The sequence below is a fragment of the Kutzneria chonburiensis genome (assembly GCF_028622115.1).
In the GTDB taxonomy this organism is placed as follows: Bacteria; Actinomycetota; Actinomycetes; order Mycobacteriales; family Pseudonocardiaceae; genus Kutzneria; species Kutzneria chonburiensis.
In genome coordinates this window covers 6,755,112-6,779,567 of record NZ_CP097263.1, presented here as the reverse complement: position 1 = coordinate 6,779,567, position 24,456 = coordinate 6,755,112, and the positions used below count along the sequence as shown (strand labels likewise).

General features: G+C 70.0%; 25 protein-coding genes and 3 tRNA genes. 16 read left to right on the top strand and 12 right to left on the bottom strand.

Annotated features, from left to right (window positions below):
* Nucleotides 1-22 precede the first annotated feature (22 nt).
* The gene (locus M3Q35_RS31005; protein WP_273936087.1) at nucleotides 23-793 is read right to left on the bottom strand and encodes a PIN domain-containing protein; all 771 of its coding nucleotides are present in this window, start codon (nucleotides 791-793) and stop codon (nucleotides 23-25) included.
* 203 nt (nucleotides 794-996) lie between these two features.
* On the opposite strand from M3Q35_RS31005, the gene M3Q35_RS31000 reads away from it, so the two are divergent.
* Together M3Q35_RS31000 and M3Q35_RS30995 are read left to right on the top strand one after the other, a co-directional pair.
* A complete protein-coding gene (locus M3Q35_RS31000) occupies nucleotides 997-2,019 on the top strand; it encodes a polyprenyl synthetase family protein (protein WP_379794216.1) in 1,023 nt (340 codons plus the stop codon).
* A 112-nt stretch (nucleotides 2,020-2,131) separates the two neighbouring features.
* Nucleotides 2,132-4,219, top strand: coding sequence for a sunset domain-containing protein (locus tag M3Q35_RS30995; RefSeq protein ID WP_446685274.1), 2,088 nt, complete (start codon nucleotides 2,132-2,134; stop codon nucleotides 4,217-4,219).
* A gap of 53 nt (nucleotides 4,220-4,272) precedes the next feature.
* On the opposite strand, the gene M3Q35_RS30990 is transcribed toward M3Q35_RS30995, so the two are convergent.
* The 4 genes from M3Q35_RS30990 to M3Q35_RS30975 form a co-directional block, all read right to left on the bottom strand.
* Nucleotides 4,273-5,346, bottom strand: a complete 1,074-nt coding sequence (locus tag M3Q35_RS30990; protein WP_273936085.1) for a 2-oxoacid:ferredoxin oxidoreductase subunit beta — start codon at nucleotides 5,344-5,346, stop codon at nucleotides 4,273-4,275.
* Entirely contained in the window at nucleotides 5,343-7,226 is a 1,884-nt protein-coding gene (locus M3Q35_RS30985) for a 2-oxoacid:acceptor oxidoreductase subunit alpha (protein WP_273936084.1), read from the bottom strand. The genes M3Q35_RS30990 and M3Q35_RS30985 overlap by 4 nt, the downstream gene beginning before the upstream one ends.
* 246 nt (nucleotides 7,227-7,472) lie before the next feature.
* The gene (locus M3Q35_RS30980) at nucleotides 7,473-8,225 is read right to left on the bottom strand and encodes an enoyl-CoA hydratase (protein ID WP_273936083.1); all 753 of its coding nucleotides are present in this window, start codon (nucleotides 8,223-8,225) and stop codon (nucleotides 7,473-7,475) included.
* Between the two features lie 10 nt (nucleotides 8,226-8,235).
* Nucleotides 8,236-8,682: an Lrp/AsnC family transcriptional regulator gene (locus M3Q35_RS30975; protein ID WP_273936082.1), complete on the bottom strand. Its 447-nt coding sequence runs from the start codon at nucleotides 8,680-8,682 to the stop codon at nucleotides 8,236-8,238.
* Between the two features lie 75 nt (nucleotides 8,683-8,757).
* Between M3Q35_RS30975 and ddaH the strand changes: the two genes are divergently transcribed.
* On the top strand, nucleotides 8,758-9,627 hold the full coding sequence (ddaH, locus tag M3Q35_RS30970) for a dimethylargininase (protein WP_337960490.1): 870 nt from the start codon (nucleotides 8,758-8,760) through the stop codon (nucleotides 9,625-9,627).
* Between the two features lie 21 nt (nucleotides 9,628-9,648).
* Here the strand turns inward: ddaH and M3Q35_RS30965 are convergent, their stop codons facing one another.
* The gene (locus M3Q35_RS30965; RefSeq protein WP_273936081.1) at nucleotides 9,649-9,942 is read right to left on the bottom strand and encodes a HEAT repeat domain-containing protein; all 294 of its coding nucleotides are present in this window, start codon (nucleotides 9,940-9,942) and stop codon (nucleotides 9,649-9,651) included.
* Here M3Q35_RS30965 and M3Q35_RS30960 point away from each other — a divergent pair.
* A complete protein-coding gene (locus M3Q35_RS30960) occupies nucleotides 9,941-10,705 on the top strand; it encodes a polysaccharide deacetylase family protein (RefSeq protein ID WP_273936080.1) in 765 nt (254 codons plus the stop codon). The genes M3Q35_RS30965 and M3Q35_RS30960 overlap by 2 nt on opposite strands.
* A gap of 67 nt (nucleotides 10,706-10,772) precedes the next feature.
* On the opposite strand, the gene M3Q35_RS30955 is transcribed toward M3Q35_RS30960, so the two are convergent.
* Nucleotides 10,773-12,221 carry an ATP-grasp domain-containing protein gene (locus tag M3Q35_RS30955; RefSeq protein ID WP_273936079.1) on the bottom strand — a complete coding sequence of 483 codons (1,449 nt, stop codon included), beginning with the start codon at nucleotides 12,219-12,221 and terminating at the stop codon, nucleotides 10,773-10,775.
* A gap of 108 nt (nucleotides 12,222-12,329) precedes the next feature.
* Nucleotides 12,330-12,671, bottom strand: a complete 342-nt coding sequence (locus tag M3Q35_RS30950) for a hypothetical protein (protein ID WP_273936078.1) — start codon at nucleotides 12,669-12,671, stop codon at nucleotides 12,330-12,332.
* A gap of 100 nt (nucleotides 12,672-12,771) precedes the next feature.
* Between M3Q35_RS30950 and M3Q35_RS30945 the strand changes: the two genes are divergently transcribed.
* Genes M3Q35_RS30945 through htpX form a run of 4 tightly spaced genes read left to right on the top strand, consistent with a single transcriptional unit; the run spans nucleotide 12,772 to nucleotide 15,204 of the window.
* Nucleotides 12,772-13,197, top strand: coding sequence for an NADH-quinone oxidoreductase subunit B (locus M3Q35_RS30945; protein WP_273936077.1), 426 nt, complete (start codon nucleotides 12,772-12,774; stop codon nucleotides 13,195-13,197).
* Entirely contained in the window at nucleotides 13,194-13,775 is a 582-nt protein-coding gene (locus tag M3Q35_RS30940; protein ID WP_273936076.1) for an NADH-quinone oxidoreductase subunit C, read from the top strand. Before M3Q35_RS30945 ends, M3Q35_RS30940 begins: the two co-directional genes overlap by 4 nt.
* Nucleotides 13,772-14,332, top strand: coding sequence for a 4Fe-4S binding protein (locus tag M3Q35_RS30935; protein WP_273936075.1), 561 nt, complete (start codon nucleotides 13,772-13,774; stop codon nucleotides 14,330-14,332). The genes M3Q35_RS30940 and M3Q35_RS30935 overlap by 4 nt, the downstream gene beginning before the upstream one ends.
* A gap of 5 nt (nucleotides 14,333-14,337) precedes the next feature.
* Nucleotides 14,338-15,204, top strand: a complete 867-nt coding sequence (gene htpX / locus M3Q35_RS30930; RefSeq protein ID WP_273936074.1) for a zinc metalloprotease HtpX — start codon at nucleotides 14,338-14,340, stop codon at nucleotides 15,202-15,204.
* Between the two features lie 72 nt (nucleotides 15,205-15,276).
* Here the strand turns inward: htpX and rfbA are convergent, their stop codons facing one another.
* Together rfbA and M3Q35_RS30920 are read right to left on the bottom strand one after the other, a co-directional pair.
* Entirely contained in the window at nucleotides 15,277-16,161 is an 885-nt protein-coding gene (gene rfbA, locus M3Q35_RS30925) for a glucose-1-phosphate thymidylyltransferase RfbA (protein ID WP_273936073.1), read from the bottom strand.
* Between the two features lie 16 nt (nucleotides 16,162-16,177).
* Nucleotides 16,178-16,669: a YajQ family cyclic di-GMP-binding protein gene (locus M3Q35_RS30920; RefSeq protein WP_273936072.1), complete on the bottom strand. Its 492-nt coding sequence runs from the start codon at nucleotides 16,667-16,669 to the stop codon at nucleotides 16,178-16,180.
* 130 nt (nucleotides 16,670-16,799) lie between these two features.
* Here M3Q35_RS30920 and M3Q35_RS30915 point away from each other — a divergent pair.
* Nucleotides 16,800-16,880: transfer RNA gene (locus tag M3Q35_RS30915), tRNA-Tyr, on the top strand.
* A gap of 600 nt (nucleotides 16,881-17,480) precedes the next feature.
* Here M3Q35_RS30915 and M3Q35_RS30910 read toward each other — a convergent pair.
* Nucleotides 17,481-17,936 carry a hypothetical protein gene (locus M3Q35_RS30910; RefSeq protein WP_273936071.1) on the bottom strand — a complete coding sequence of 152 codons (456 nt, stop codon included), beginning with the start codon at nucleotides 17,934-17,936 and terminating at the stop codon, nucleotides 17,481-17,483.
* A gap of 172 nt (nucleotides 17,937-18,108) precedes the next feature.
* Here M3Q35_RS30910 and M3Q35_RS30905 point away from each other — a divergent pair, with 172 nt between their 5' ends.
* The gene (locus M3Q35_RS30905; RefSeq protein WP_273936070.1) at nucleotides 18,109-19,041 is read left to right on the top strand and encodes a TIGR03621 family F420-dependent LLM class oxidoreductase; all 933 of its coding nucleotides are present in this window, start codon (nucleotides 18,109-18,111) and stop codon (nucleotides 19,039-19,041) included.
* 80 nt (nucleotides 19,042-19,121) lie between these two features.
* On the opposite strand, the gene M3Q35_RS30900 is transcribed toward M3Q35_RS30905, so the two are convergent.
* Entirely contained in the window at nucleotides 19,122-20,021 is a 900-nt protein-coding gene (locus M3Q35_RS30900) for a GNAT family N-acetyltransferase (RefSeq protein ID WP_273936069.1), read from the bottom strand.
* A gap of 350 nt (nucleotides 20,022-20,371) precedes the next feature.
* Between M3Q35_RS30900 and M3Q35_RS30895 the strand changes: the two genes are divergently transcribed.
* The 6 genes from M3Q35_RS30895 (at nucleotide 20,372) to M3Q35_RS30870 (ending at nucleotide 24,454) form a co-directional block, all read left to right on the top strand.
* On the top strand, nucleotides 20,372-22,981 hold the full coding sequence (locus tag M3Q35_RS30895; RefSeq protein ID WP_273936068.1) for a putative bifunctional diguanylate cyclase/phosphodiesterase: 2,610 nt from the start codon (nucleotides 20,372-20,374) through the stop codon (nucleotides 22,979-22,981).
* 77 nt (nucleotides 22,982-23,058) lie between these two features.
* A tRNA-Thr gene (locus tag M3Q35_RS30890) sits at nucleotides 23,059-23,131 on the top strand.
* A gap of 57 nt (nucleotides 23,132-23,188) precedes the next feature.
* Nucleotides 23,189-23,261: transfer RNA gene (locus M3Q35_RS30885), tRNA-Met, on the top strand.
* A gap of 63 nt (nucleotides 23,262-23,324) precedes the next feature.
* Nucleotides 23,325-23,489: a 50S ribosomal protein L33 gene (gene rpmG / locus M3Q35_RS30880; protein WP_015105301.1), complete on the top strand. Its 165-nt coding sequence runs from the start codon at nucleotides 23,325-23,327 to the stop codon at nucleotides 23,487-23,489.
* A 90-nt stretch (nucleotides 23,490-23,579) separates the two neighbouring features.
* Nucleotides 23,580-24,029 carry a MaoC family dehydratase N-terminal domain-containing protein gene (locus M3Q35_RS30875; protein ID WP_273936067.1) on the top strand — a complete coding sequence of 150 codons (450 nt, stop codon included), beginning with the start codon at nucleotides 23,580-23,582 and terminating at the stop codon, nucleotides 24,027-24,029.
* Nucleotides 24,029-24,454, top strand: coding sequence for a MaoC family dehydratase (locus tag M3Q35_RS30870; protein WP_273936066.1), 426 nt, complete (start codon nucleotides 24,029-24,031; stop codon nucleotides 24,452-24,454). The genes M3Q35_RS30875 and M3Q35_RS30870 overlap by 1 nt, the downstream gene beginning before the upstream one ends.
* Nucleotides 24,455-24,456 lie beyond the last annotated feature (2 nt).

Here is a 24,456-nt window from a genome sequence, read left to right as displayed (position 1 = left end):
CGGGTTGGGTACCTAGAGACTACTACCACCCAGCAGGCTTGGCGAACACACCAACACGATCAGGTAGCTGATGGCTCTGGTAATCAGCGGCCCGAAGCCGACGCCACCAGTGCCGCCCGACACCGTCGTCACAGTCGCTGCGAAGGTCGCTCGCAGTCGCACCGGCACCAGGATTGACGGTGGCGACGGGCACGTGCAGCCGCGCCTGTTCGAGCGGAAAGCGAAGATCGCTGTCGTTGGACAGCACGATGGCGGCGTCCACCTGGTCGGTGAGCACGTCGATGAGCAGGTGGCTGGCGACGTTCACGTCGGAGCCCTTCTCCTCGAACGTCGACACGGATACGAGTAGCTCGGTCTGTCCGTCAGGGCCGGCCACCTCCTCGGCCGACAACCAGGTCGGTAGGGCCGCGACGCCGGGTGACACGACCCGTCTCGGCGACTTGCCGTCCCGGTCGAGCAGCACGCCGGTCTTGGGGCGCGGCACGTACTTGCCATCGGTGATCACCGCGATCGGCGTGTGTGTCCGCAGGGCGCCGATGTACGTCTGCTGGTCGGCGAGCGAACTCGGATCGCCGGCCCGGTCGCGCGGAGCGGTGCAGTAGGCGAAGCGGGCCAACTGCGGGTTCGGCCAGATCCTGGGGTTGATCAAATCCATCGCCAGGCCGGCAAGGTCGACCCATCGCCAGCCGGCGGTGCCGCGGCCGCAGACCTTCCTGGCCCGGTAGTAGACGTTGAACGCGTCCACATACACCCCAACTCTCGTGACGTTGGGTGACCGATTGGCGGAATTCATGCACGCATCGTAGTTTGCGACGGTGCATCGCGGGACGACGGTCCGTGATCGGGCGACTGCGGGGTGACGTGTGGGAGCTATCCTGGAGTTCTCCGCACCACTACCCAGGCACGACCGATCTCGCGGCGATTACGCTGCTGGGGACGTGACACTACTGCTGGGGAAACAGCCAGCAGCCGGGCCGCTGTAGGGGACACATCCACGTGACGGGCAACCAGCACACGCATACCGCCTCGGAGCGGGGCATTCGATTCGACTTCGCCGATCCGGCGCTGGCCGACGCGGTGCGGATCGGCCTGACCAGAGTCGAGAACCTGCTGCGGTCGGTGGTGCAGAGCGACCTGGAGTTCGTCACGGAGACGGCGCTGCACCTGGTGGACGCGGGGGGCAAGCGTTTCCGTCCGCTGTTCACGCTGCTGGCGGCGCAGTTCGGGGACGCGGACCGCGAAGACGTGACGAAGGCGGCGGCGGTGGTGGAGCTGATCCACCTGGCCACGCTGTACCACGACGACGTGATGGACGAAGCGACGATGCGCCGCGGCGCGGTCAGCGCCAACGCCCGCTGGGACAACACGATCGCCATCCTGACCGGCGACTTCCTGTTCGCCCACGCCTCAAAGCTGGTGGCCGACCTCGGCACCGAGGCGGGCCACATCATGGCCAGCACGTTCAGCCAGCTGGTCACCGGCCAGATGCGCGAGACGATCGGCCCGGCGCAGGGCCAGGACCCGGTGGCGCACTACCTGAAGGTGATCGACGAGAAGACGGGCTCGCTGATCGCCACGGCCGGCCGGTTCGGCGGCATGTTCGCGGGCGTGGCCCCCGAACAGGTGCGGGCGCTGAGCGTTTACGGCGATGCGATTGGCAAGGCCTTTCAGATTTCCGACGACATCATCGACATCGCCTCCCCGGCCGCGGAATCGGGCAAGACGCCCGGAACGGATCTGCGCGAGGGTGTCCGCACGCTGCCGATGCTGTACGCGCTGACCGACCCGGACCCGCAGGGCGACCGGCTGCGCGAGCTGCTGGCCGGCCCGATCGCCGACGACAACCTGGTGGACGAGGCCCTGAAACTGCTGCGCGAGTCGGCCGGCCTCGAACAGGCCCGGCAGACGCTGGCCGGTTACGCCGATCAGGCCAGGACGGCGCTGCTCGTGCTGCCCGCGGGCCCGGCTCGGGACGCCCTCGACGCGCTGACCGACTACATGGTGGCCCGCACCTACTGAATTGGTCACCCGTTAGTGTCATGCTGCCCTGAACGAGCAAGGCCCCCGAACGGGCCGGCGGCCGTTAGCCTGCCGCAAGGGCCAGCAGGCACTAGGAGGGTGTAGTCCGGTGATGTGGGTGTTCGGGCAGGTGTGGTTGCTCTGCCTGCTGGCGTTCGTGATCGGCGCAGGATTGGACCACTTCCTGTTCACACGACCGCTACGCAAGCAGGTCCGGCAGCTGGAGATCCAGCTGGCCAAGGCGAAGCGGGCCGACGCCATGCCCCCGCCCACGCCGGCGGAGACCGACGTCGAGCGGACCGGCATCGTCGCCGACCACCCGTCGTCGGACCTGGGCTGGGACCCGGATCGGCGACCCTCCTGGGAACGGGAGCAGGAGTCGCCGCGCACGCTGGTCGCACCGACGCCCGAGCCGGACCGCGGCTACGGCCAGCCTGAGCCGGACCGGGGCTATGGCCAGCCCGAACAGGATCTCGGCTACGCCCAGGCCTACGAGCCCGAGCCGCCGACGACCTTCGACCGTCCTGGACCGTCCGCCGAGCCGGCGACCAGCTTCGAGCCGCTCGGGGCGTTCGACCGCCCTGGACCGTCCGCCGAGCCGCCGACCACCTTCGAGCCGGTGGGGGCGTTCGACCGCCCCGCGCCGTCCTACGACGCCGCCCCGGCATTCGAGCAGCCGGCCGACCACCCGGCCGAGCCGGAGCCGACTCCCGAGCCCGAGCCGGCCGTCGCCCAGCACGAGCCGGAACCGGAGCGCGAGCCCGTCGTCGCCCTCGAACAGCCGCAGCCGCCGGCCGACGAGCAGCCGACTCAGATCCACGCCCCGATCCCGGCCGCGCCGCCGATCCCCAACCCGAGCCCGGCCGAGATGACGGCCGCGATCAACCGACTCGTCGGGGAGGCCAACGCGGCCGAGACGACCAGCATCCTGCCGCCGGCCCGTGACGACCACGAGGACATGGAGCTGGCCGACGTCGGCCCGGCCACCCCGGCCACCGGCCAGCTGGCCCACGTCCCGGCCGACGATCTCGAGGACGAGCCCCTGGTCGACGACGTCGTCGACGAGGAGCTGACCGAGTCGGAGCGGGAGGCCGCGGCCGAGACGACCGGCCCGGTCAAGGTGTCGGTGATCGCCGCGGCGGAGAAGGCCGTGCAGGAGCGGCGGCTGGCCGGCGAACTGGCCGAGGACCAGGATCAGGACGAGGACCGCGAGGACGACCGGGACCAGACCCCGCGGCACAGCCTGGCCCCGTCCGAGCCGGCCCACGCCTTCGAGCCGGAGCACGCCTACGAGGCGGAGCCCTTCCACCCGGTCGAGGCGTACGAGGCGGAGCACGTCGACGCCTTCCAGCCGGTCCACGCCTACGAGCCGCAGCCGGACGCCAAGCTGGCCGACGCGTTCCACCCGGTCCACGCCTACGCCCAGCAGGAGCCTGAGGCGGCCGAGGACGGCGAGGTGCAGCTGGAGGCGCTGGCCGAGCCGATCCGGCTGGACCCGAACCAGTTCGGCAAGCCGATCCCGCCGGGCGCCCTCACCCCGCCCGGCAGCGTGACGCCGCCGGAGCCGGCCGAGTCGGAGTCGCCGCTGCCGACCCGCCCGGCCCGGCCGGAGCCGGCCCCGATCGCGGCGGTGTCCCGGCCGCGCTCGCTGTTCGAGCCGGTGCTCGACCCGGACGGCGAGGACCCGTACGACGACCTGGACGGCTTCGCCCCGATCCAGGAGCCGACGACCCGGTCGTTCTCCTCAACCGACTCGGTGCCGTTCACCCCGATCCTGGCCCCGGAGCTGCTGGCCAACGAGCAGCCGAAGCCGCCGGTGATCACGTCCACCCCGGCCGGCCTGCCCAAGCGCACGGTGAGCAGCTCGTGGCCGCGCGGCGGCAACGGTGTCGGCGCCGGCCCGCAGCCGTTCGACCCGGCCCCGTTCCGGCCCCGCGCGCTGGGCGCGATGCCGCGCAACACCGACGCGGCCCCGATCCGCCGTCCGTCCAGCGGCGGCCCGCGGACCCCGTTCGGCCCCGGCTCGGCGCTGCCCAAGCCGGACGGCTCGGCCCCGTCGGACGACTTCAGCGTGAAGGCGGTGCTGGGCTCGCGGACGTATCACGCGGCCGGCAGCGGCGACTTCGACGCCGTGAAGGCCGAGGTGTGGTTCCACAGCACCGATGAGGCAGAGCGCGCCGGCTTCACCCCCGGCTCGTAGCCAGCAACGGCAAAGGCCCCCGCCGAGGCGGGGGCCTTTGCCAACGGCTGACGTCAGTCGGCCAGCACGGTCCAGGTGTCCTTGCCGCGCAGCAGACCGCCCAGATCTGCCGGCTTGGCTGCCTTGGCCTGCTCGACCTGGTGCCGGGCCAGGTCGTCGTAGGTGTCCCGCCGCACGTTCCGGAACACGCCGGTGACGGTGTGGTCCAGGTTGTGGTTCCCGAGCCGGGACAGCGCGAACGCGTAGGACGGGTCCTCGAGGGTGGCGTCGTGCACGACGAGGTTGTCCTCGCCGACCTCGGCCACCTCGACGATCTTCAGCGAGCCGGTCCTGGGGTCGCGGGCCACGCCGTGCTGGCCGTCGGTCCCGAACCGGATCGGCTCGCCGTGCCGCAGCGGCACCAGCCGCTCCTCGCGCTCGCCCGCCTCCTTGAGCACGTCGAACGCGCCGTCGTTGAAGATCGGGCAGTTCTGGTAGATCTCCACCAGCGCCGAGCCGCGGTGCTCGGCCGCCGCGCGCAGCACCTCGGTGAGCCCCTTGCGGTCCGAGTCCAGCGCCCGGCCCACGAACGAGGCCTCGGCGCCCAGCGCCAGCGACACCGGGTTGAAGGGGTGGTCCAGCGAGCCCATCGGCGTGGACTTGGTGACCTTGCCCTCTTCCGAGGTCGGCGAGTACTGGCCCTTGGTCAGACCGTAGATCCGGTTGTTGAACAGCAGGATCTTGAGGTTGACGTTGCGGCGCAGCGCGTGGATCAGGTGGTTGCCGCCGATGGACAGCGCGTCGCCGTCACCGGTGACCACCCAGACCGACAGGTCCTCCCGCGAGGTGGCCAGGCCGGTGGCGATGGCCGGGGCGCGTCCGTGGATGGAGTGCATGCCGTAGGTGTTCATGTAGTACGGGAAGCGGCTGGAGCAGCCGATGCCCGACACGAACACGATGTTCTCGCGCTTGAGGCCCAGGTCCGGCAGGAAGGACTGCACGGCGGCCAGCACGGCGTAGTCGCCGCAGCCGGGGCACCAGCGCACTTCCTGGTCGGTCTTGTACTCCTTGGCCGTCTGCTTGCCGTCGAAGGTCGGCACGCCGGCCAAGCCGCCCAGCTGTGGGAGCCCGAGGTCGATGGCGGTCATGCGTCCAGTCCCTTCACGAAGTCGATCAGCACGTCCTGGAGTTCCTCGGCCTTGAACGGCAGGCCCGCGACCTTGGTGTACGACACCGCGTCGACCAGGAACTTGGCCCGGATCAGCATGGCCAGCTGACCCAGGTTCATCTCCGGGATGACGACCTTGTCGTAGCGGGCCAGCACCTCGCCCAGGTTCTTCGGGAACGGGTTGAGGTTGCGCAGGTGCACGTGGGCGATGTCCATGCCCAGCCGCCGCACCCGGCGGCACGCCGCGCCGATCGGGCCGTACGAGGAACCCCAGCCCAGCACCAGCACGCGGGCCGAGCCGGACGGGTCGTCGATCTCCGCGTCGGGCACCTGGACGCCGTCGATCTTGGCCTGGCGCACCCGGACCATCTTGTCGTGGTTGTCCGGGTCGTAGGAGATGTTGCCGGTCTTGTCGGCCTTCTCCAGACCGCCGATCCGGTGCTCAAGACCCGGCGTGCCCGGCACGGCCCACGGCCGGGCCAGCGTCTCCGGGTCGCGCAGGTACGGCCAGAACTCGCCGGAGCCGTCGGTGGCGTTGGGCTCGGTGGCGAACTCGACGCTCAGGTCGGGCAGGTCCTCGACGTTCGGGATCAGCCACGGCTCGGAGCCGTTGGCGATGTAGCCGTCGGACAGCAGCAGCACCGGCGTGCGGTAGGTCAGCGCGATCCGGGTCGCCTCGAGGGCGGCGTCGAAGCAGTCGGCCGGCGAGCGCGGCGCGATGATCGGCACCGGGGCCTCGCCGTTGCGCCCGAACATGGCCTGCAACAGGTCGGCCTGCTCGGTCTTGGTCGGCAGGCCGGTGGACGGGCCGCCGCGCTGGATGTCCAGCACGACCAGCGGCATCTCGGTCATCACGGCCAGGCCGATGGTCTCCGACTTCAGCGCGATGCCCGGACCCGAGGTCGAGGTCACGCCCAGCGCGCCGCCGAAGGCGGCCCCGAGTGCGGCGCCGATGCCGGCGATCTCGTCCTCGGCCTGGAAGGTGGTGACACCGAAGTTCTTGTGCTTGGCCAGCTCGTGCAGCACGTCGGAGGCCGGGGTGATCGGGTACGTGCCGAGGAACACCGGCAGCTTGGCGCACTGCCCGGCCGCGACGATGCCGTAGGCCAGCGCGGTGTTGCCGGTGATCTGGCGGTAGGTGCCGGTGGCCAGCTTGGCCGGGGCGACCTCGTAGGTGACCGCGAAGGACTCGGTGGTCTCGCCGTAGTTCCAGCCGGTGTGGAAGGCCAGGATGTTGGCCTCGGCGATGGCCGGGTTCTTGGCGAACTTCTCGCGCAGGAACCGCTCGGTGCCCTCGGTCGCCCGGTGGTACATCCACGACAGCAGGCCGAGCGCGAACATGTTCTTCGCGCGCTCGGCGTCCTTCTTCGACAGCCCGGTCGGCTCGAGCGCGGCGCGGGTGATGGTGGCCATGGCGACCTGGTGCACGTTGTACTGCGCCAGGGACTCGTCCTCCAGGGGGTTGGAGGCGTAGCCGACCTTGGTCAGGTTGCGCTTGGTGAACTCGTCGGTGTTGACGATGAGGGTGCCGCCGGCCGGCAGGTCGGCGATGTTGGCCTTGAGCGCGGCCGGGTTCATCGCGACGAGCACGTCCGGCCGGTCGCCGGGGGTGAGGATGTCGTAGTCCGCGAAGTGCAGCTGGAAGCTGGAGACGCCGGGCAGCGTGCCCTGTGGCGCCCGGATCTCGGCCGGGAAGTTCGGCAGCGTCGCGAGGTCGTTGCCGAAGGCGGCCGCCTCTGACGTGAACCGGTCACCGGTGAGCTGCATACCGTCGCCGGAGTCACCGGCGAAGCGGATCACAACCCGATCAACCTTGCGGACGTCGGTCGTGCGCGTCCCCCTACCCACGTCAATACTCATGGGCTCGACAGTGCCTTTCTCCTCGGCCACATCACGCCCTGGCCGACTGGCGGCGCCGGCCCGGCGCTATCTCACGAGCGTAGTCGTCGGACAACCGGTGTTCTCGCAGTCTTTGGTGATCACTGTTCACCGTCGGTTCGGCGCGGCGCTCCCACCTGCGATTAACGGTACTTACCGGCAGTAAGATGAGACTTCGTTGTGCGGTGCACGTCACAGTAATGTGCATCGCTGTCCGACATGTGGGAATCACCCTCCATTCCCGCTGATGCGCCGGCGCAGCGCGGCCAGCCGCTCGGCGAAGGCCGGCGAGTCGATCGACGCCAGCTGTGGACGGATCTCCAACTCCACGGCGTCGGCGTGCGCAGTGGTGGCAGCCGTGGCCCGCATCGTGCGCTTGGTCGCGATCACCAAATCCCGTGGCGCGTCCGCCGCCCGGGCGGCCAGCTGCACTGCCTGCTCGACCACGTCGTCGACGACATCCAGCACGAGACCAGCCTTGAGCGCCGCATTGGCGTCGTACACCTGGCTGAACAGTGTCATCGCGGCGGCCTGCTGCGGACCGACGATTCGTTGCAGCATCCACGTCATACCGCCGCCCGGGTGGATGCCCAGCTGGAGGAACCGGGCGTCGAACTTGGCGCGGTCGCCGGCCAGCCGGACATCGCAGGCCAGGGCCAGGTTCAGGCCGGCGCCGACCGCGGCCCCGTTGACCGCGGCGACCGTCGGCAGCGAGCAGTCGGCCACGGCCAGGAAGCCCGCGTAGATGTCGCGCAGGCCCTGCTCGCGGGCCTCGCCCAGCGCCGTCAGGTCCGCGCCCGCGCAGAACGCCGGCGGCGTGCCCGTGACGACAACCGCGCCGACCTGCTCGTCCGCCTCGCACGCGCGCACCGCTTCGGCCAGCTCCGTGGCCAGGCTCAGGTTCAGCGCGTTGCGGCGGTCGGGGTCGTGCACGGTCAGCACCGCGACCCGGTCGCGGCGGTCGACGAGGATCTGGCTCATGGCCGGCAGGCTAGTGCTCCGGGGCCGGAGGCCGATCCAGAAGTGTTGAAAGCACCACCGTGGAAATCGTCCGGTCCACGATGTCCAGGCCGCGCAGCCGCTCCAGCACCGTCTCCAGGTGGTGGATGTTGGCCGCCCGCAGGTGCACGATCGCGTCGGCCGCGCCCGAGACGGTGTACGCCGCGACCACCTCGGGCAGCGGCTCCAGCCGGCCGCGGATCTCCGACGGCGGGATGTTGCCCCGGCAGTGCACCTCGACGAAGGCCTCCGTGCCCCAGCCCAGCGCCTCCGGGTCGACCACCGCCGTGAAGCCGCGCAGGACGCCCAGATCGAGCAGTTTGTCCACCCGGCGCTTCACCGCGGGGGCGCTCAGGCCGACCGCGCTGCCGATCTCCGCGTAGCTGGACCGGGCGTCGGTCACCAGGCACGAAACGATTCGCTGGTCGATGGCGTCCATACGCAACATTCTGCACCAAAGGACGCAATGCAGCGGCGTTGATCGATGGTCCTCGGACCACTTACATTTCGATCCATGTCCGCCACGCTCGACGCGCCGCTCCCCTCCGCGGAGCAGATCGCCCAGGTCCGGGTGCCGACCACCCGTCGGTACCTGATGTGCCGCCCGGAGTACTTCACCGTCGAGTACTCGATCAACCCGTGGATGGACCCCTCGTGTGCGGTCGACACCAGGGTCGCCGTCGAGCAGTGGACCGCGCTGAAGGAGACCTACGAGGCCCTCGGGCACAAGGTCGAGCTGATCGACCCCGAGCCCGGTCTGCCCGACATGGTCTTCGCCGCCAACTCCGGCACCGTCATCGACGGCGTCGTGCTCGGCTCCCGGTTCCGCGCCGAGCAGCGCGCCGCCGAGGCCGACCACTTCCGGCGCTGGTTCCTGCGCAACGGCTACCGCGACGTCACCATGCCCACGTCTATCAACGAGGCCGAGGGCGACTTCGCGTGGACCGGCACCGTGCTGCTCGCCGGCACCGGCTTCCGCACCGACCCCGGCGCCCATGCCGAGGCCCAGGAGGTCCTCGGCGTGCCGTTCGTGTCGCTGCGCCTGGTCGACCCGCGCTACTACCACCTCGACACCGCGCTCTTCGTGCTCGACGACCGCTCCGCCCGGCCCGAGATCTGCTACTACCCCGACGCCTTCTCGGCCGGTTCCCAGCGTGTCCTTCGCCGCCTGTTCCCCGACGCCGTGCTCGCCACCGCCGCCGACGCCGAGTGCCTCGGCCTCAACGGCGTCTCCGACGGGCACAACGTCGTGCTGCCGGTCGAGGCCACCGCCCTCGGCTCCCGGCTGGCCGACCGCGGCTACCAGCCCGTGTACGTCGACATCTCCGAGCTCCGCAAGTCCGGCGGCGGCCCCAAGTGCTGCACCATGGAACTCCGCGACTGATCTCCGGCTGACCGGCGCCGTCTACTTCTTGGCGCCCAACAGGTCCAGGCCCCGCCGGGCCTGGTCCCGAATCGACTCGCTCTCGTCGTCGAGCAGCTCGGTCAGCAGCGGCCGTGCCGTTTCCGACCGGGCCTCGCCGATCAGTTCGACCAGCCAGCACCGCAGGCCGTGGTCGTCCTGTTCGGCCAGGTACTCGGTCATCAGCTCCTCGACGTGCTCGGCCGCGTGCGGCCGCAGCCGGTGGAAGCCGTCCTCCCGCAACTGCGGGTCGTGCTTGCGCATCAAGCGCATCGCGTCCCGGAACCTGTTCGCCATGGGCCCAGTTTCCAGGCAACCCGGTGGGGGAGCGGCGCGTCGGCCGGTCATGCGCAAGGTGCTGATCATCTCCGCGGTCGTGCTGCTGGTCCTGGTCGGCGGCGGGGTGGGGCTGTATCTGGTGATGAACGCTCGTACCTGGCAGCTGTTCGGCGGGCTGACCTACCGGGTGGACACCGAGCAGAAGGTGGTCGCCCTGACCTTCGACGACGGGCCGTCGGACAAGTCCGCCTCGATCGAGCAGGCGTTGGCCGAGCGGCACGTGCCGGCGACGTTCTTCCTGATCGGCTCGGAGATCGAGAAGCATCCGGGGGTGGCCGAACAGCTGGTGGCGCAGGGCCATCAGCTGGCCAACCACTCCTACACGCACACCCGAATGGTCTTCGTCGGCGCCGAATTCGTGAAGGCGGAGGTCGAGCGCACCGACGCCGTGATCCGCAAGGCCGGCTACCTCGGCGACATCGTGTTCCGGCCGCCGTACAGCAAGAAGCTCTACCAGCTGCCCCGCTACCTGGCCGACCACGACCGCAAGACCGTCACCTGGGACGTCGAGCCGGACTCCGACTCCGGCGACCCCGCGCACGACAACCCCGCGGCCATCGCCCGCACCACCCTGGACCAGGTCCGCCCCGGCTCGATCATCCTGCTGCACCCGTGGAACGCCGACCACGACGCCGATCTGGCCGCCCTGCCCCAGATCGTGGACGGCCTGCGCGCCAGGGGTTATCGCTTCGTCACGGTGAACGAGCTGCTGGTGTCGTAAGGACCCGCACGACCGTCGGCCACTGCGGGAGTGACCGACGGTCGCGAGTCCACTCTGGACGGTGACGTCAGGCCGTGACGGCGGAGTGCTCCACGGCGGCCAGCAGCTCCTCGACGTCCGGCTCGGCAACGGCCAGCGCCGGCTCGAGGCGGCCGAGGCCGGTGCCCCAGTCCTGGTCGGCCAGGGCGAAGGCGGACACCACCAGGGGCGCGGCGGGCCGGCCGGGGCGCACCATGTCCTGGATCAGGTCCAGCTCCAGCCGGCCGCCGATGCGGCCCGGCTTGAGCCGGAGCGTCCCATGTGGAATCTCGTCCTCGTGCGCCCACCGGCACGCCCACTCGGTCCACACGATCGGCCGCTCGATCTCGTGCGTCGGCGACACGGCCTTCACGTTGGCGCCGATGGTGCTGATCCGGTTGGCGTCGGCCGCGGCCAGCAGCATGTCCTCGAACTCCATGGAGCCGATGCCGATGTCGTAGCCGGCGACCAGGGCCACCTGCACCAGGGCGATCGGCACCTGCGGCAGCGCGTCCTCGAAGCACGTCATGGCCCCGCCGTACCGGGTGTTGATCTCGGTCGGCCGGAAGCCGTCCGCGGTGGCCACGCCGTCGAGGGTGAACGTGCCGCGGTAGCCGACGGTGGCCCGCAGCTGCTCGCCGACGCGGCGGGCCAGGTTGCGCATCTCGTCGCGGATCTGCGCGGGCGGGTCGTAGAAGCTCGCGCAGCCGGCGTAGAGGAACCGGGCCGACTCGGTCCGGCGCGGCACGACCATCTCGATCGGACGCAGCACCGCGGTGCCGTCCGGGAACACGATGCCGTGCACGGACACCGGAATGCCCTCGAGGAACGGCATCACCCGGATGAAGTCGCACTTGGGCGCGAGGTGCCGGAACACCCGCCTGGCCTCGGACCGGGTCCGCACCCGGCGCACGAAGTTCGCGCCGCCGTTGATCGCCGGGCCGTCGCCCGACCACACCACGCCCCAGCCGCTGTCCAGCAGCTTGGACGCCTCCCACAGCGAGTTGAACGACTCGCCCGCGGCGTCGAAGACGGCGGCCGGCGCGTGCGGCACGGACAGGTCCCGCCACAGCGAGTCGATCGTCGTCTTGTTCTCCAGCGCCACCCATTCGGGCTTGCGGCAGTTGAGCACCGCACGGCCGCCGACCTCGGGCAGGGCCATGTAGTGGGAGCCGATCACCAGCGCCTCGCCGGCCGGGTCGAACTCGTGCAGCGCCCCGGCCAGCTCCGGGGCGGGACTACTCAGCGCTTCCTCAAGGCCCATCTGTTCCGTGGCGATCAGACCGCTGATGCCCAACGTTAGCCAGGTGGCGACCTGCGGGTCGTACAGCGGGGCGGAATCGTCGGTACTGATCACGAGCGTGCGGTCGGCGCCGAGGTGGTGCAGTTCCTGCACGCGCCTTGACAGCCGGGTGCCCCCGGCGAGCACGACCTGGCGACCGCCGAACAGACCACGGAGGCGCTCGGAGAGCGCGCGAAACTGATGATCCATAGTCATGGACTCACTTAGCTGAAGTGCCTTGAGGCCGGCGAGTGCCGGATGCTCCGAAGCATAGAGCCCGCCGGACCGCCGCCAAAAGCACGGTCTGGCAACGGTATCGGGGCCTCAGCGGGAAATCAGCCGGTCCGCCCGCGGGGTCGGCATCAACATCACCATCCGGTTCACGCTGCCGTGCGCCCGCAGCCAGCTGCCGGGGTCGGCCAGCACCTCGTCGACCTCGCCGTCGTCCAGCTCGGGGGCGTCGTCGAAGATCGCGTTGCACGGCTCCCTGATCTCGACCAGGTCGCGGTCGATCAGATCCCGCACCACACGGCGGAACCGGGGGATCAGCTGCCTGATCGCCTCCTCGTCGGTGCCCGGGATCCAGACCGTGCCGCACCGCTCGGAGTGCCCGAGGAAGTCGGAGATCACCCCGTTGAGGTAGGCCTCCTCGATTGTGTTGATCATGACCCAGTACTCTTCGGGCCCGAGTTCCTCCCAGAAGCTCACCGGCTCATCTTCGCCGCCGGCACAAGCCCCGCCATTGGCACGTCTAGGCTTGGTCTTCGTGACCACGACGACGTCGACCGTTCGGCTGAACTGGGGCACCCGGTACGAGGTGACGGTGCTCGATCTGGGCCTGGCCTGCTGCGGCGTCGAGGTGATGGCCGCGCTGCACGGACCCGGTGCGGTGGCCCCGGAACCGGTGTCGACCGACGCCCCCGAGGTCGCCCACGTGCTCGTGGTGTCCGGAACCGTCACCGACGTGATGCTGCCGGCCGTCGTCGCCAGCTACGAGGCCATGCCGTCGCCCAAGTACGTGCTGTCGGTCGGGGCGTGCAGCAACACCGGCGGCCCGTACTGGGATTCCTACTGCGTCACCAAGGGAATCGACCAGATGCTGCCCGTCGACGTGGCCGTGCCCGGCTGCCCGCCGCGTCCCGAGGCCCTGCTCGACGGACTGCGGGCCCTGCACCGCCAGGTGACCTCATGACCGCCGCATCCGGCGAACTCGCGGCGCGAATGGTGGATTTGTTGGCCTCCAGCGCCACCAGGTCCGCATTCGCGCAGTCCGTTGTCACCGTCCCGCTCGCCGACTGGGTGACCGCCGCCCGGCTGGCCCGCGACGAACTCGGCTGCACGCTGTTCGACTGGCTCGGCGCCGAAGACGCCGGCCGCCCCGGTTCCGTCGGCGAGCGGCACAGCGTGCTGCTGCATGTCGTGGATCCCTCAACCCGAGACGCCCTCCTGCTGCGTACCGAGGTCGGCGTCGGCGAGGAGCTCCCCAGCGTCGCGTCGGTGTGGGCCGGCGCCTCCTGGCACGAACGCGAGGCGGCCGAGATGTTCGGCCTGGCCCTGGCCGGCGCTCCGCCGGCCCACCTCCTGCTGTCCGAGACGTTCTCGGGGCACCCGCTGCGCAAGGACTTCGTGCTCGCCTCCCGCGTTGTGCGGCCGTGGCCCGGCGCCCTCGAACCCGGCGAGTCCACCGCCGCCCCCAGCCGCCGCCGACTCGCCCCGCCCGGCGTCCCCGACCCGTCCTGGGGCCCACGCCGAGAGGAGGACCCGTCATGACCGACCAGAACCCCGGCGGTGACTTCGCCGCCGCGCCCGATCGCAGCGCCGCCGACGGTGGTGCCCCCGGCGGTGGTGCCGAGGCGCTGCCGCCCCGCACTCGCGGCGTGATCGCGCTGCTCGAGGCCAACTGCACCGTCTGCATGATCTGCGCGCGCGAGTGCCCCGACTGGTGCATCCACATCGACTCGCACACCGAGACCGTGCAGCAGGAGGGCGCGGCCCGTCCTCGGCAGCAGAACGTCCTGGACCGGTTCGCCATCGACTACGGCCAGTGCCTCTACTGCGGCATCTGCGTCGAGGTCTGTCCCTTCGACGCGCTGCACTGGGCACCCGAGCACGACTATCCCGGCACCGGCGAGCACGCCGTCGCCGAACTCGTGCACGAGCGGGCCGACCTGGGAAAATGGATCGAGCAGGTGCCGCCGCCCCCACCACTGGACGCCGCCGCCGAGGCCGCGCCCGAAGCCGCGGCGGGACGGCCAGGACGCGGTGCCCCCGGAACTGCGACCAGGCCGGGAGCGTTGTCAGGAAGGACGCGACGACCCGGAGGCTGAGTCAGGTGCACAAGCACGTCAACGGGTTGAAGACGGCGGTGCTGCTCGGCGCGCTCAGCGGCCTGATCCTGCTGATCGGCCAGTTCTTCGGCCGGACCGGGCTGTTGATCGGCCTCGTGGTGGCGCTGGGCATGAACGCCTACGCCTACTTCAACTCCGACAAGCTGGCGCTGCGCGCCATGCACGCGCGGCCGGTGTCGCAGGTCGAGCAGCCCGCGATGTACCGGATCGTGCGCGAGCTGGCCACCTCGGCCCGCCAGCCCATGCCCCGGCTCTACATCAGCCCCACCCAGGCCCCCAACGCCTTCGCCACCGGCCGCAACCCGGCCAACGCCGCCGTCTGCTGCACGGTCGGCATCATCGAGCTGCTCGACGAGCGCGAGCTGCGGGCCGTGCTCGGCCACGAGCTGTCGCACGTCTACAACCGCGACATCCTCATCTCCTGCGTCGCCGGCGCCCTGGCCAGCGTCGTCTCCGTGCTGGCCAACCTGGCCATGTTCGCCGGCATCTTCGGCGGCAACGACGACGACCGCCCCAACCCCGTCGCCCTGCTGCTGATCGCCCTGGTCGCCCCGTTCGCCGCCGGCATCGTCCAGATGTCGGTCAGCCGCTCCCGCGAGTTCCAGGCCGACCAGTCCGGCGCCCAGCTCACCGGCGACCCCCTCGGCCTCGCCTCCGCCCTGCGCAAGCTCGAGTACGGCACCCAGGCCGCCCCGCTGCCCCCCGACCCCTCGCTGGTCTCCCAGTCGCACCTGATGATCGCCAGCCCCTTCCGGGCCGGCGAGGCCGGCGCGCGGCTGTTCGCCACGCACCCGCCGATCGCCGAGCGCATCCGCCGCCTCGAGGACATGGCCCGTAACGGCTTCCGCTAGCCGAACCCTCTTCGAAAGCATCGCGGCCGCCAACCCGATGGGCGGCGGCCGCTGCGTGGGTCGAAAGCGTGGTCAGGCGGGCGTTGCCCCGGCCGAGACCGCGACCTCCATCACGTACTGGCCGTAGCCGGACTTCGACAGCTTCTGCCCCAGCGCGTAGCAGGCGTCGGCGTCGATGTAGCCCATGCGCAGCGCGATCTCCTCGAGACAGGCGATCCGCACACCCTGCCGGTGCTCCAGCACCTGCACGAACTGGCCGGCCTCGAGCAGCGAATCGTGCGTGCCGGTGTCCAGCCAGGCGAAACCGCGGCCAAGGTCGACCAGCCGGGCCTTGTCGCGCTCCAGGTAGATCCGGTTGACGTCGGTGATCTCCAGCTCGCCCCGCGCCGACGGCGCCAGGTTCTTGGCGATCTCCACCACGTCGTTGTCGTAGAAGTACAAGCCGGTGATCGCCTTGTTGGAGCGCGGCCGGGTCGGCTTCTCCTCGATCGACACCAGCTTGCCGGTCCCGTCGACCTCGCCGACGCCGTAGCGCTCCGGATCCCGCACCGGATAGCCGAACAGCACGCAGCCGTCGGTGCCGGCGGCATGCTTCTGCAGCGTCGACGCGAAGCCCTGGCCGTAGAAGATGTTGTCGCCCAGCACCAGCGCCACGCTGTCGTCGCCGACGAACTCCTCGCCGATGATGAACGCCTCGGCCAGGCCGTTGGGCTGCGCCTGCTCCGCGTAGCTGAACGACAGCCCGAACTGGCTGCCGTCGCCCAGCAGACGGCGGAAGTTCGGCAGGTCGTCCGGCGTGGAGATGACCAGCACCTCCCGGATGCCGGCCAGCATCAGCACCGAAATCGGGTAGAAGATCATCGGCTTGTCGTAGACCGGCAACAGCTGCTTCGACACGGCCTGCGTGATCGGATGCAGCCGGGTGCCACTGCCCCCGGCCAGGACGATGCCCTTCATGACCCCCCGATCCCGGCTAGCGGTAGTTCGTGAACTGGAGGGCGATCTCGAAGTCCTTGGACTTCAGCAGCGCGATCACCGTCTGCAGGTCGTCCTTCTTCTTCGCCGACACCCGCAGCTGGTCGCCCTGGATCTGCGCCTGCACACCCTTCGGGCCCTCGTCGCGGATGGCCTTCGAGATCTTCTTGGCCTTGTCCGACTCGATGCCCTGCACGATCTTGCCGGTGACCTTGTAGATCTTGCCCGACACCGCGGGCTCGCCGACGTCGAACGACTTCAGCGAGATGTTCCGCTTGATCAACTTCTCCTTGAAGACCTCGACCGCCGCCGAACAGCGCTCCTCGGTCTCCGCCTGGATGGTGATCGCCTCCTCACCCGCCCAGGCCACCGACGCCCCCGTGCCCCGGAAGTCGAACCGCGTCGACAACTCCTTGCCGGCCTGGTTCACCGCGTTGTCGACCTCCTGCCGGTCGACCTTGCTCACCACGTCGAACGACGGGTCCGCCACGAGCCCTGCACCTCCGCACACCGGTCAGCTAGACCCACGGAGGCTACCCGTACGGATACCGGTTGGAGACCGCCCCCACGGGTTATGTATAGTTCTGCCCACGGACGCCACCACCGGTCCGCGAAGCCGAGCCAGGTTGCCCGAGTGGCCAAAGGGAGCTGACTGTAAATCAGCCGCGAAAGCTTCGGAGGTTCAAATCCTTCACCTGGCACGCGCGGGATGGGCGGGGTGTGTCTGCGGAAAGCGCAGACGCATCCCGCTCGTCGTGTTTTCTGGGGCTCCCGCCCCAGACCCCGAGGCAGGGCGGGCTTCGCCCCCTGCACCCCCCACGGTGGGGTGCCTTCTTTCTGCGCTCGGCTAAGGCGGGGGTTGTAGCTTCGGGCTTCGCCCTGGCTTGCCTGGGTTGAGTTGGGTGGGGATTCTTAGCCAGTCGCGTGGTTGGGCCTCGCCTGGTTGGGGGCTGTCTGGTCGCAGGTGGTGGGTGAGGTGGATCACGCCCATCTTCAGCCTGCGCCGTATTTTCCCGTGGCGGCGAGTAGTGCTGGATCCCTGTGCTCTTCACTCCACAGTGGACTTGCGGCATCTCCTTGATCTCTGCCGCGAGGGCGCTGCTGTGCCGTGCCTGGGCACGGCCCATGGTCGGTCTCGGGTGGGGTGCCGTCGCGTCTGGTGGCCCACGGGCTTGCTGTCGTGCTCCATGGCTTGTGCCTGACTGGGGAAAGTAGATGGCCGGCGCCTGGGGCTTCCCCTCCCAATGACGCCGGCCACGGGAGGAAGAGTAGCACGAGTTCGAACATCAGTTCGAGAGGTGTCATGAGTTTGTGATCTTTTGAGGGGTGCGGTCGGGGGCGTCGGGGCTGAGGTTGAGGTGGAGCAGGCGGGCCTTGATGGCGGCGCGGCTGCGGGCGAAATGGGTGGCCAGCTCGGGGATGGACGTGGCGGTGTCCGTCCACAGGCGACGGAGCTCGTCGTCCTGCTCGGCGGGCCACGGGGCGCCGGCGTTGGCGGGGGCGGGACGTGATCTCGACGATGAGCGGGCGCCGCCGCGGGTGGTGGCCAGACCCTGCAGGGTGGCCTCGATGAGTTGGATCGCGGGGATGAGATCGGTGACGGGCAGGATGATGCTGCCCTCGGCAACGACGTCGCCGGAAGGAAGCTGGGCCTCTACTTCGACGGCGACGGACGTGTCGGTGTCCATCCGGACATGGACCGCGTAACTGCGGTCACCGATGACTTCCTCGCCCCTGATTTGGACGCTTGTGCGCATGTGGGACCTCCTGCGCGCCACGCTAGGCGGAAGGGGAGGCGGTCTGCTGGCGGCGCATGTTGGTGATCATGAAGAGGGTGTGTTTCCGCAGTTCGGGGCGTGTCAAGTGGGGGTGGAACGCGACGGCCGAAAGCCGCCAGCGTGGGGGTGTGGGGGCGGCGAGGATCGGTGCATGGGTGCATTTCGGTTCGGGGTGTTGGCGGAAGCGGCGGGCAGTGTCGAGGAGGTGGTGGCAACGGCGCGTCGGGCTGAGGAACTGGGCTACGACACGGTGTTGCTGCGCGACCACTTCGTGGCGGAGCCGTACGGAGAGCAGGTGGCGCCGCTGATCGGGCTGGCCGCGGCGGCGGTGGCGACGAGCCGGCTGAAGGTGGGGACTTTGGTGCTGGCCAACGACTATCGGCATCCGGTGGTGCTGGCCAAGGAGGCGGCGACGCTCCAGCAGCTGTCCGGTGGGCGGTTCGAGTTGGGGCTGGGGGCCGGGTGGCTGCGGGACGAGTACGAGGCGGCCGGGATGGCCTTCGACCGGGGTGGGGTGCGGGTCAGGCGGCTTGAGGAAGCCGTGGCGCTGTTGAAGGAGTTGTTTGCTGGCAAGGAAGTTCGGTTTGCGGGGGAGCACTACCGGGTGGATGGGGTGACGAACCATCCGCCGGTGGAGCGGGCGCCGCGGGTGCTGATCGGGGCGGGTAGTCCGCGGATGCTGCGGCTGGCCGGGCGGGAGGCCGACACGGTGGGGATCCTGGCCAAGGCACTGCCCGACGGGACGATTTCCGGTGACATGAATGAACGTCTCACTGCGTCATACGCTACGAAAGTGGAGTTGGTGCAGTCCGAGGGGCGGGATGTGGAGATCAGCTCGGTGGTGTCGGTGGAGCTGGCGGACGACCCACGGGCGGCGGCGGAGCGGTACGCGATCGAGCGGGGGTGGGGTGCCGGCGGGGCCGAGCTGGTGGCGGACATGCCGGCGAAGTTCCTGGGGCCGCTCGATCACGTGGTGGAGCTGGCTCACCGGCGGCGGGAGCGGCTCGGACTGTCCTATTTGGTCGTGTCGGACCGTGAGTTCGAGGCGGCGGCCCCGGTGGTGCAGGCGCTGTCGGGGAGGTAGTGGGGAATGCCCGCGGGGTTGGACGACACGAGCCGGCGGCGGCCAGTGCGGTGGTCATAGGTGGCGGGGTGCCCTGGCGGTCAGGGGCGTAGTGCCGGGCGGCGGTGCCAACTTGTCCACAGTGGACGGTAGCCCTGGGTGGACCAGAAAGGGACCGAGCGGGGGTTGGGCAGGGCGTAGTGCAGGAGGGTGGCGGCGATGCCGAGCTGGTCCAGCTCGCGGTGGACGTGGGCGACCAGGGCGGTGCCGATGCCGGTGCTGCGGAGGTCGGCGCGGACGCCACCCAGGCCGAGGTAGGCGACGGGGGACGCGGAAGTGCGGTCGGCGATCCAGTCGGAGTGGGGCGGTAGGTCGACGGTGACTATGCCGACTGGACGGCTGCCCAGCTCGGCGAGCCAGATGCAAGGGTGCTCGCGGGCGAGCAGGTCGGCGGTGTGCTGGCGGAGTCCGACCTCGGTGGAGGGGCGCTCGGTGAGGGCACCGAACTGGGTGTCGTAGCGAACGACCTCCACATTGAGTGCGACACAGGCCACCAAGTCCACATTCGTGGCGTGGCGGATGGTGACGCCGGGCGGCAGCGCGGGCGAAGGGCTGCCGATGCCGGCGCGGCGGACGGCGGTGACGAGGAGCGGGGCGAAGCCGTGATGGACCAGGGCCCGTACGGCGGCGGTGTCGCGGCTGGGCCAGACGATCGCGGCGACGGAGTCCTCGTCGCCGGGAGTGGCGACCCGGGCCAGGTGCTCCTCCCAGCGGTCGAGCAGGGGCCCGAGCTCGTCGCCGGCCAGTCGAACGGTCAGCGTGTGGCGGCGCAACGCGCCCCAGGTGGCGTCGAGCGAATCGGGGTCGAGCTCGGTCGAGACCGGTGCGCCCAGCGCGCCGATGGTGTCGATCAGGTCGCCGGACAGCGGCGGATCGGCCGGCAGCAGCGGATCGAGCAGGGCCAGGCGCGCGGCGTGCTGCCGCTCGACGTCGATGTCCACGTGGAGTCATCCAACACCGGCGACGGGGTGAAGTCGCGGGGATTACTGACGGTGACCAATACGGGGTGTGATCGGCGCGTTCGAGTGTCCGATTTGTCGCCGTTTTGTCCGCTTTATCGTTTCAAGAGGCCGGTTGGACGTGCAAATTGCTCTTTCCGACGCCAAACTGTTCACTGGGAGTGTTGCCTTCGTCAACTAGACGGGCCACACTCGCTCAACCGGGGTAAACTGCACGTGGAGGGGTTCCGGTAGCGCTCGGGACCCCTCGGTCGTGCCAAGGACACCACCGGCAGGAGTGTCGTTCGACAGGGGGAAGGCGCCCTGTCCGCGTGGCCCGACGAGGAGGGTGGATGACCGACCACCGCCGTGCCGTCCATCCCGAGGTGCCACGTCCGCCGGTTCGCGCGCAGCTTGATCCGCAGCGTACCCGGCGGTACCGCCTGTTCTCCGCGGCGGTGCTGCTGATCGGCGTCGGCGTCGCGGCGGCCGTGCTGCTCGGTCACGTCGACCACCCGCAACCCGAGCAGCTGCTGATCGCCGGCCCGCTGCTCGCCGTCGGCTTCCTGCTCTCCGAGCAGCTTTCCATCGACTTCGACGTGCGCCAGATCAGCTGGACCATCTCCTTCGCCGAGATCCCGCTGGTGCTCGGCCTGGTGACCGTGCCGTTCGAGGTGGTGCTGGCCGCCTACCTGGTGGCCGGCCTCGGCGTGCAGATCAGTCGGCACAAGCTGCGTCACCTCAGCTACCACGCCGGCATCATGTGCCTGGAAGTGGCGATCCCGTACGCCGTCTTCTACCTGCTCACCAGTAGCTTCGCCGGCATGCCGGTGTGGGCCGCCGCGGCGCTGGGTGTGCTCACGTCGCCGCTGGTCAGCACGGCCCTCGGCCTGGGCGCCATGCATGTGCTCGGCGGCGAGCTGCGCATGCCGTCGGCGGCGCGGCTGGGCCTGCGCTCGCTGGTCGTCTGCCTGATGAACGTGACCGTCGGCCTGGTCGCGTACGTGCTGGTGAACAACGCGCCGTGGGGCTGGCTGCTGGCCGGTCTGCTCGCGGCCTCGATGGTGGCGCTGTATCGGGCGTACTCCGGACTGCTGCGCGAGCAGCGCGACCTGGAGACGCTGTCCGACGTCAGCCTCAACGTGGCGCGCTCCGGCCAGGACGTGATGAACAAGGCGTCGGTGCTGACCAACGTGCTGCCGCCGGAGGATCCGGCCGACTGGCAGGCCATCGTGGAGCGCATCCGCGACCAGCTCAACGCCAAGCGCGTGGTGCTGCACCTCAAGGTGGACTCGGCCGACGAGGTGCGCCGCCTGGTGGCCGGTGTGCCGCTGCCGGACGGCGCCGAGCTGGACCGTGAGGACCCGATCCTCCAGCTGGCCGGGAACCACGTGCGCTACTTCAAGCTTTCCGACGCCGCCGACGACGTGCAGGAGGCGCTGCGCCGCCGTGGCGTCTACGAGGTGCTGGTGGTGCCGCTGCGCGGCGCGAGCCAACCGCTCGGTGCCATGGAGGTACACGACCGGCTCAGCCGCTGGCGTGGCTTCGGCAGCGCCGACGTGCGGCTGCTGCGCACGCTGTCCAGCCACCTCGCCACCGCCATGGACAACCGCCGCCTGGTCGGGCGGCTGCGGCACCACGCGTACCACGACCCGCTCACGGGGCTGCTCAATCGCACCGGCTTCCGCGAGGTCGCCGGCGACCCCGTGCGCGCCGACGAGCCGTGCGTCGTGATGCGCATCGACCTGGACGTGATGTCGGGTGTGGCGGACGCCCTCGGCTACGCGTGGGGCGACCGCATGGTGCTCGCGGCGAGCCGCCGCCTGCGCGACGCCCTCGGCGGCGAGGTTCCGTTGGCTCGACTGGAGGGCGGGTCGTTCGCGGCGCTGCTCGTCGACCGGACCCATGAGCAGGCGCAGGAGATCGGCGAGAAGCTGCGTGCCGGGCTGTCCATGCCGTACCCGGTGGACAAGCTGACCATCGAGGCCAGCGCGCTGATCGGCTACGTCGCCAACACCGCCGAGGACGGCGACGACACGCTCGACGTCGACACGCTGCTGCAGCGCGCCGATGTGGCCGTGCAGGCCGCGCACAGCGGCAGTGACCCGGTGCGCGGCTACGCGCCGAGCATGGGCCAGATCTTCCTGCGGCGCTTCCAGCTGGTCACCCAGTTCCGGTCGGCGCTGGAGACCGGCCAGGTCAGCGTGCACTACCAGCCCAAGATCGCGCTGCCCAGCCGGCAGGTCGTCGGCGTCGAGGCGCTGGTGCGGTGGCGGCACCCCGAGTTCGGACAGCTCGACCCGGACGAGTTCGTGCCGGCCGTGGAGGCCACCGGCCTGGTCGACGCGCTCACGTCGTTCGTGATGGAGCAGGGACTCCAGCGCGTGCGGTCGTGGCTGGACCGGGGGCTGCGGATGTCCGCCGCGGTCAACCTTTCCGTGCGCAACCTGGCCGACGCCAACTTCCCCGACCTGGTGGCCGAGGCGCTGCGCCGCTACGACGTGCCGCCGCAGCTGCTGACCTTCGAGCTGACCGAGTCCGGCGTGATGTCCGACCCGGAGCGGGCGCTGCCGGTGCTGCGGCGGCTGCACGCCATGGGCGTCACGCTGGCCGTTGACGACTTCGGCACCGGCTACTCGTCGCTGGCCTACCTGCGGCAGCTGCCGGTGGACGAGGTGAAGATCGACAAGTCGTTCGTGCTCGGCATGGGCACCGACCTGTCGGACATGGCCGTGGTGCGGGCCATCGTCGAGCTGGGCCACTCGCTCGGCCTGACCGTGGTGGCCGAGGGCGTCGAGGAGGACTCGGCCCGCGAGCAGCTCGTCAGCATGGGTTGTGACGTGGCGCAGGGCTACCTGATCTCGAGGCCGCTGTCCGAGGAGCGCTTCGAGGCCTGGTTGCGGGCCCGCACGATCCGGGCCCGTGGCCTGCGTAATGAGACGGTCCTCACGTTGGTCAGTTGACGCAGGTGGGAGGTGGCCCCCCGATTTCGTGATCGCGGGGTCCGTGCGCTAGAGTTCTAATCGCTCCGCAAGAGCAGGCCCCAATAGCTCAGTCGGCAGAGCGTCTCCATGGTAAGGAGAAGGTCTACGGTTCGATTCCGTATTGGGGCTCTCACGGCAGCCGAGCCGTGCTCGCAAAGCGCGAGCACGGCCGTTCGCCGTGTTTGAGGCGGTGTAGCTCAGTTGGTAGAGCAAGCGACTCATAATCGCTGTGTCGCCGGTTCAAGTCCGGCCATCGCTACTCGACCGAGGGGCTGACCCTCGGACCCCCTTGCGGGGTACCAGTGAAGGAGAAGGTGACCCCGTGGCTGCAACCGACGTGCGACCGAAGATCACCCTCGCGTGCGAGGAGTGCAAGCACCGCAACTACATCACCAGGAAGAACCGTCGGAACGACCCCGACCGCCTGGAGATCAAGAAGTTCTGCCCGAACTGCAAGACGCACCGTGCGCACAAGGAAACCCGCTGACGGTTTCCCCGCAAGCACTCGAGAGCCCGCCCCGCATGCCGGTGGCGGGCTCTCGCCAGTTCTGGCAAAGATGCCGGCTAACCTGGGCCGGTGCCACTGGACCAGTCGTTCACAGGACGCAGCTACCCGCCGGGTGACGTGTACGAGGTAGGCCGCGAGAAGATCCGCGAGTTCGCCGACGCCGTGGGGGCAACCAGCCCACTGCACCGCGACCCCGCGGCCGCGCGGGCCGCCGGCTACCCCGACGTGATCGCGCCGCCCACCTTCGCCACGGTCATCTCCATGAAGGCCACCGGGATCGTCGTCGACGACCCCGAGCTCGGCCTTGACTACAGCCGCGTGGTGCACGGCTCGCAGACCTTCGTCCACCACCGGCCCATGGTCGCCGGCGACCGGCTGGTCAGCGTCGTGCACGTGGACGACGTGCAGACCCGTATGGGCAACGACTTCCTCACCATCCGGGCCGAGATCGCCACCGAGGACGGCGAGGCCGTGTGCACGTCGACCGGGCTGCTGGTGGCCCGCGGGGAGGACGCGTGATGAGCAGGCTGCCCGCATCGAAGGTGACCAAGGGCGACGAGCTGCCGGCCAAGCAGGTCCGGGTGACCCGCGACCGCCTCGTCCGCTACGCCGGCGCCTCGCTGGACTTCAACCCGATCCACTGGAACGAGAAGTTCGCGACCGAGGTCGGTCTGCCGGGCGTCATCGCCCACGGCATGCTGACCATGGCGCTGGCCAACGAGCTGGTCAGCGACTGGGTCGGTGACCCCGGCGCGATCGTCGAGACCACCACCAAGTTCACCCGGCCCGTGCCCGTGCCCAACGACGGCGAAGGCGCGCTGCTGGAGATCACCGGCAAGGTCACCGAGGTCAGCGAGGACGGCACCGCCAAGGTGGCGATCATCGTCACCTTCGACGGCCAGACCGTGCTCGGCCGGCCGACCGCCGTCGTCCGGCTCGGCTAGCC

What these genes read in the sequence shown, in the direction of transcription:
- ddaH (WP_337960490.1), top strand. Translation starts at nt 8,758, where the DNA reads ATGTCCGCCACGCTCGACGCGCCGCTCCCCTCCGCGGAGCAGATCGCC.
- M3Q35_RS30980 (WP_273936083.1), bottom strand. Translation starts at nt 8,225, where the DNA reads ATGAGCCAGATCCTCGTCGACCGCCGCGACCGGGTCGCGGTGCTGACC.
- M3Q35_RS30950 (WP_273936078.1), bottom strand. Translation starts at nt 12,671, where the DNA reads ATGATCAACACAATCGAGGAGGCCTACCTCAACGGGGTGATCTCCGAC.
- M3Q35_RS30905 (WP_273936070.1), top strand. Translation starts at nt 18,109, where the DNA reads ATGGGTGCATTTCGGTTCGGGGTGTTGGCGGAAGCGGCGGGCAGTGTC.
- M3Q35_RS30935 (WP_273936075.1), top strand. Translation starts at nt 13,772, where the DNA reads ATGACCGACCAGAACCCCGGCGGTGACTTCGCCGCCGCGCCCGATCGC.
- M3Q35_RS30985 (WP_273936084.1), bottom strand. Translation starts at nt 7,226, where the DNA reads ATGAGTATTGACGTGGGTAGGGGGACGCGCACGACCGACGTCCGCAAG.
- M3Q35_RS30960 (WP_273936080.1), top strand. Translation starts at nt 9,941, where the DNA reads ATGGGCCCAGTTTCCAGGCAACCCGGTGGGGGAGCGGCGCGTCGGCCG.
- M3Q35_RS30940 (WP_273936076.1), top strand. Translation starts at nt 13,194, where the DNA reads ATGACCGCCGCATCCGGCGAACTCGCGGCGCGAATGGTGGATTTGTTG.
- M3Q35_RS30995 (WP_446685274.1), top strand. Translation starts at nt 2,132, where the DNA reads ATGTGGGTGTTCGGGCAGGTGTGGTTGCTCTGCCTGCTGGCGTTCGTG.
- rfbA (WP_273936073.1), bottom strand. Translation starts at nt 16,161, where the DNA reads ATGAAGGGCATCGTCCTGGCCGGGGGCAGTGGCACCCGGCTGCATCCG.
- M3Q35_RS30965 (WP_273936081.1), bottom strand. Translation starts at nt 9,942, where the DNA reads ATGGCGAACAGGTTCCGGGACGCGATGCGCTTGATGCGCAAGCACGAC.
- M3Q35_RS30975 (WP_273936082.1), bottom strand. Translation starts at nt 8,682, where the DNA reads ATGGACGCCATCGACCAGCGAATCGTTTCGTGCCTGGTGACCGACGCC.
- M3Q35_RS30895 (WP_273936068.1), top strand. Translation starts at nt 20,372, where the DNA reads ATGACCGACCACCGCCGTGCCGTCCATCCCGAGGTGCCACGTCCGCCG.
- M3Q35_RS30870 (WP_273936066.1), top strand. Translation starts at nt 24,029, where the DNA reads ATGAGCAGGCTGCCCGCATCGAAGGTGACCAAGGGCGACGAGCTGCCG.
- M3Q35_RS30910 (WP_273936071.1), bottom strand. Translation starts at nt 17,936, where the DNA reads ATGCGCACAAGCGTCCAAATCAGGGGCGAGGAAGTCATCGGTGACCGC.
- M3Q35_RS30990 (WP_273936085.1), bottom strand. Translation starts at nt 5,346, where the DNA reads ATGACCGCCATCGACCTCGGGCTCCCACAGCTGGGCGGCTTGGCCGGC.
- M3Q35_RS30955 (WP_273936079.1), bottom strand. Translation starts at nt 12,221, where the DNA reads ATGACTATGGATCATCAGTTTCGCGCGCTCTCCGAGCGCCTCCGTGGT.
- M3Q35_RS31005 (WP_273936087.1), bottom strand. Translation starts at nt 793, where the DNA reads ATGAATTCCGCCAATCGGTCACCCAACGTCACGAGAGTTGGGGTGTAT.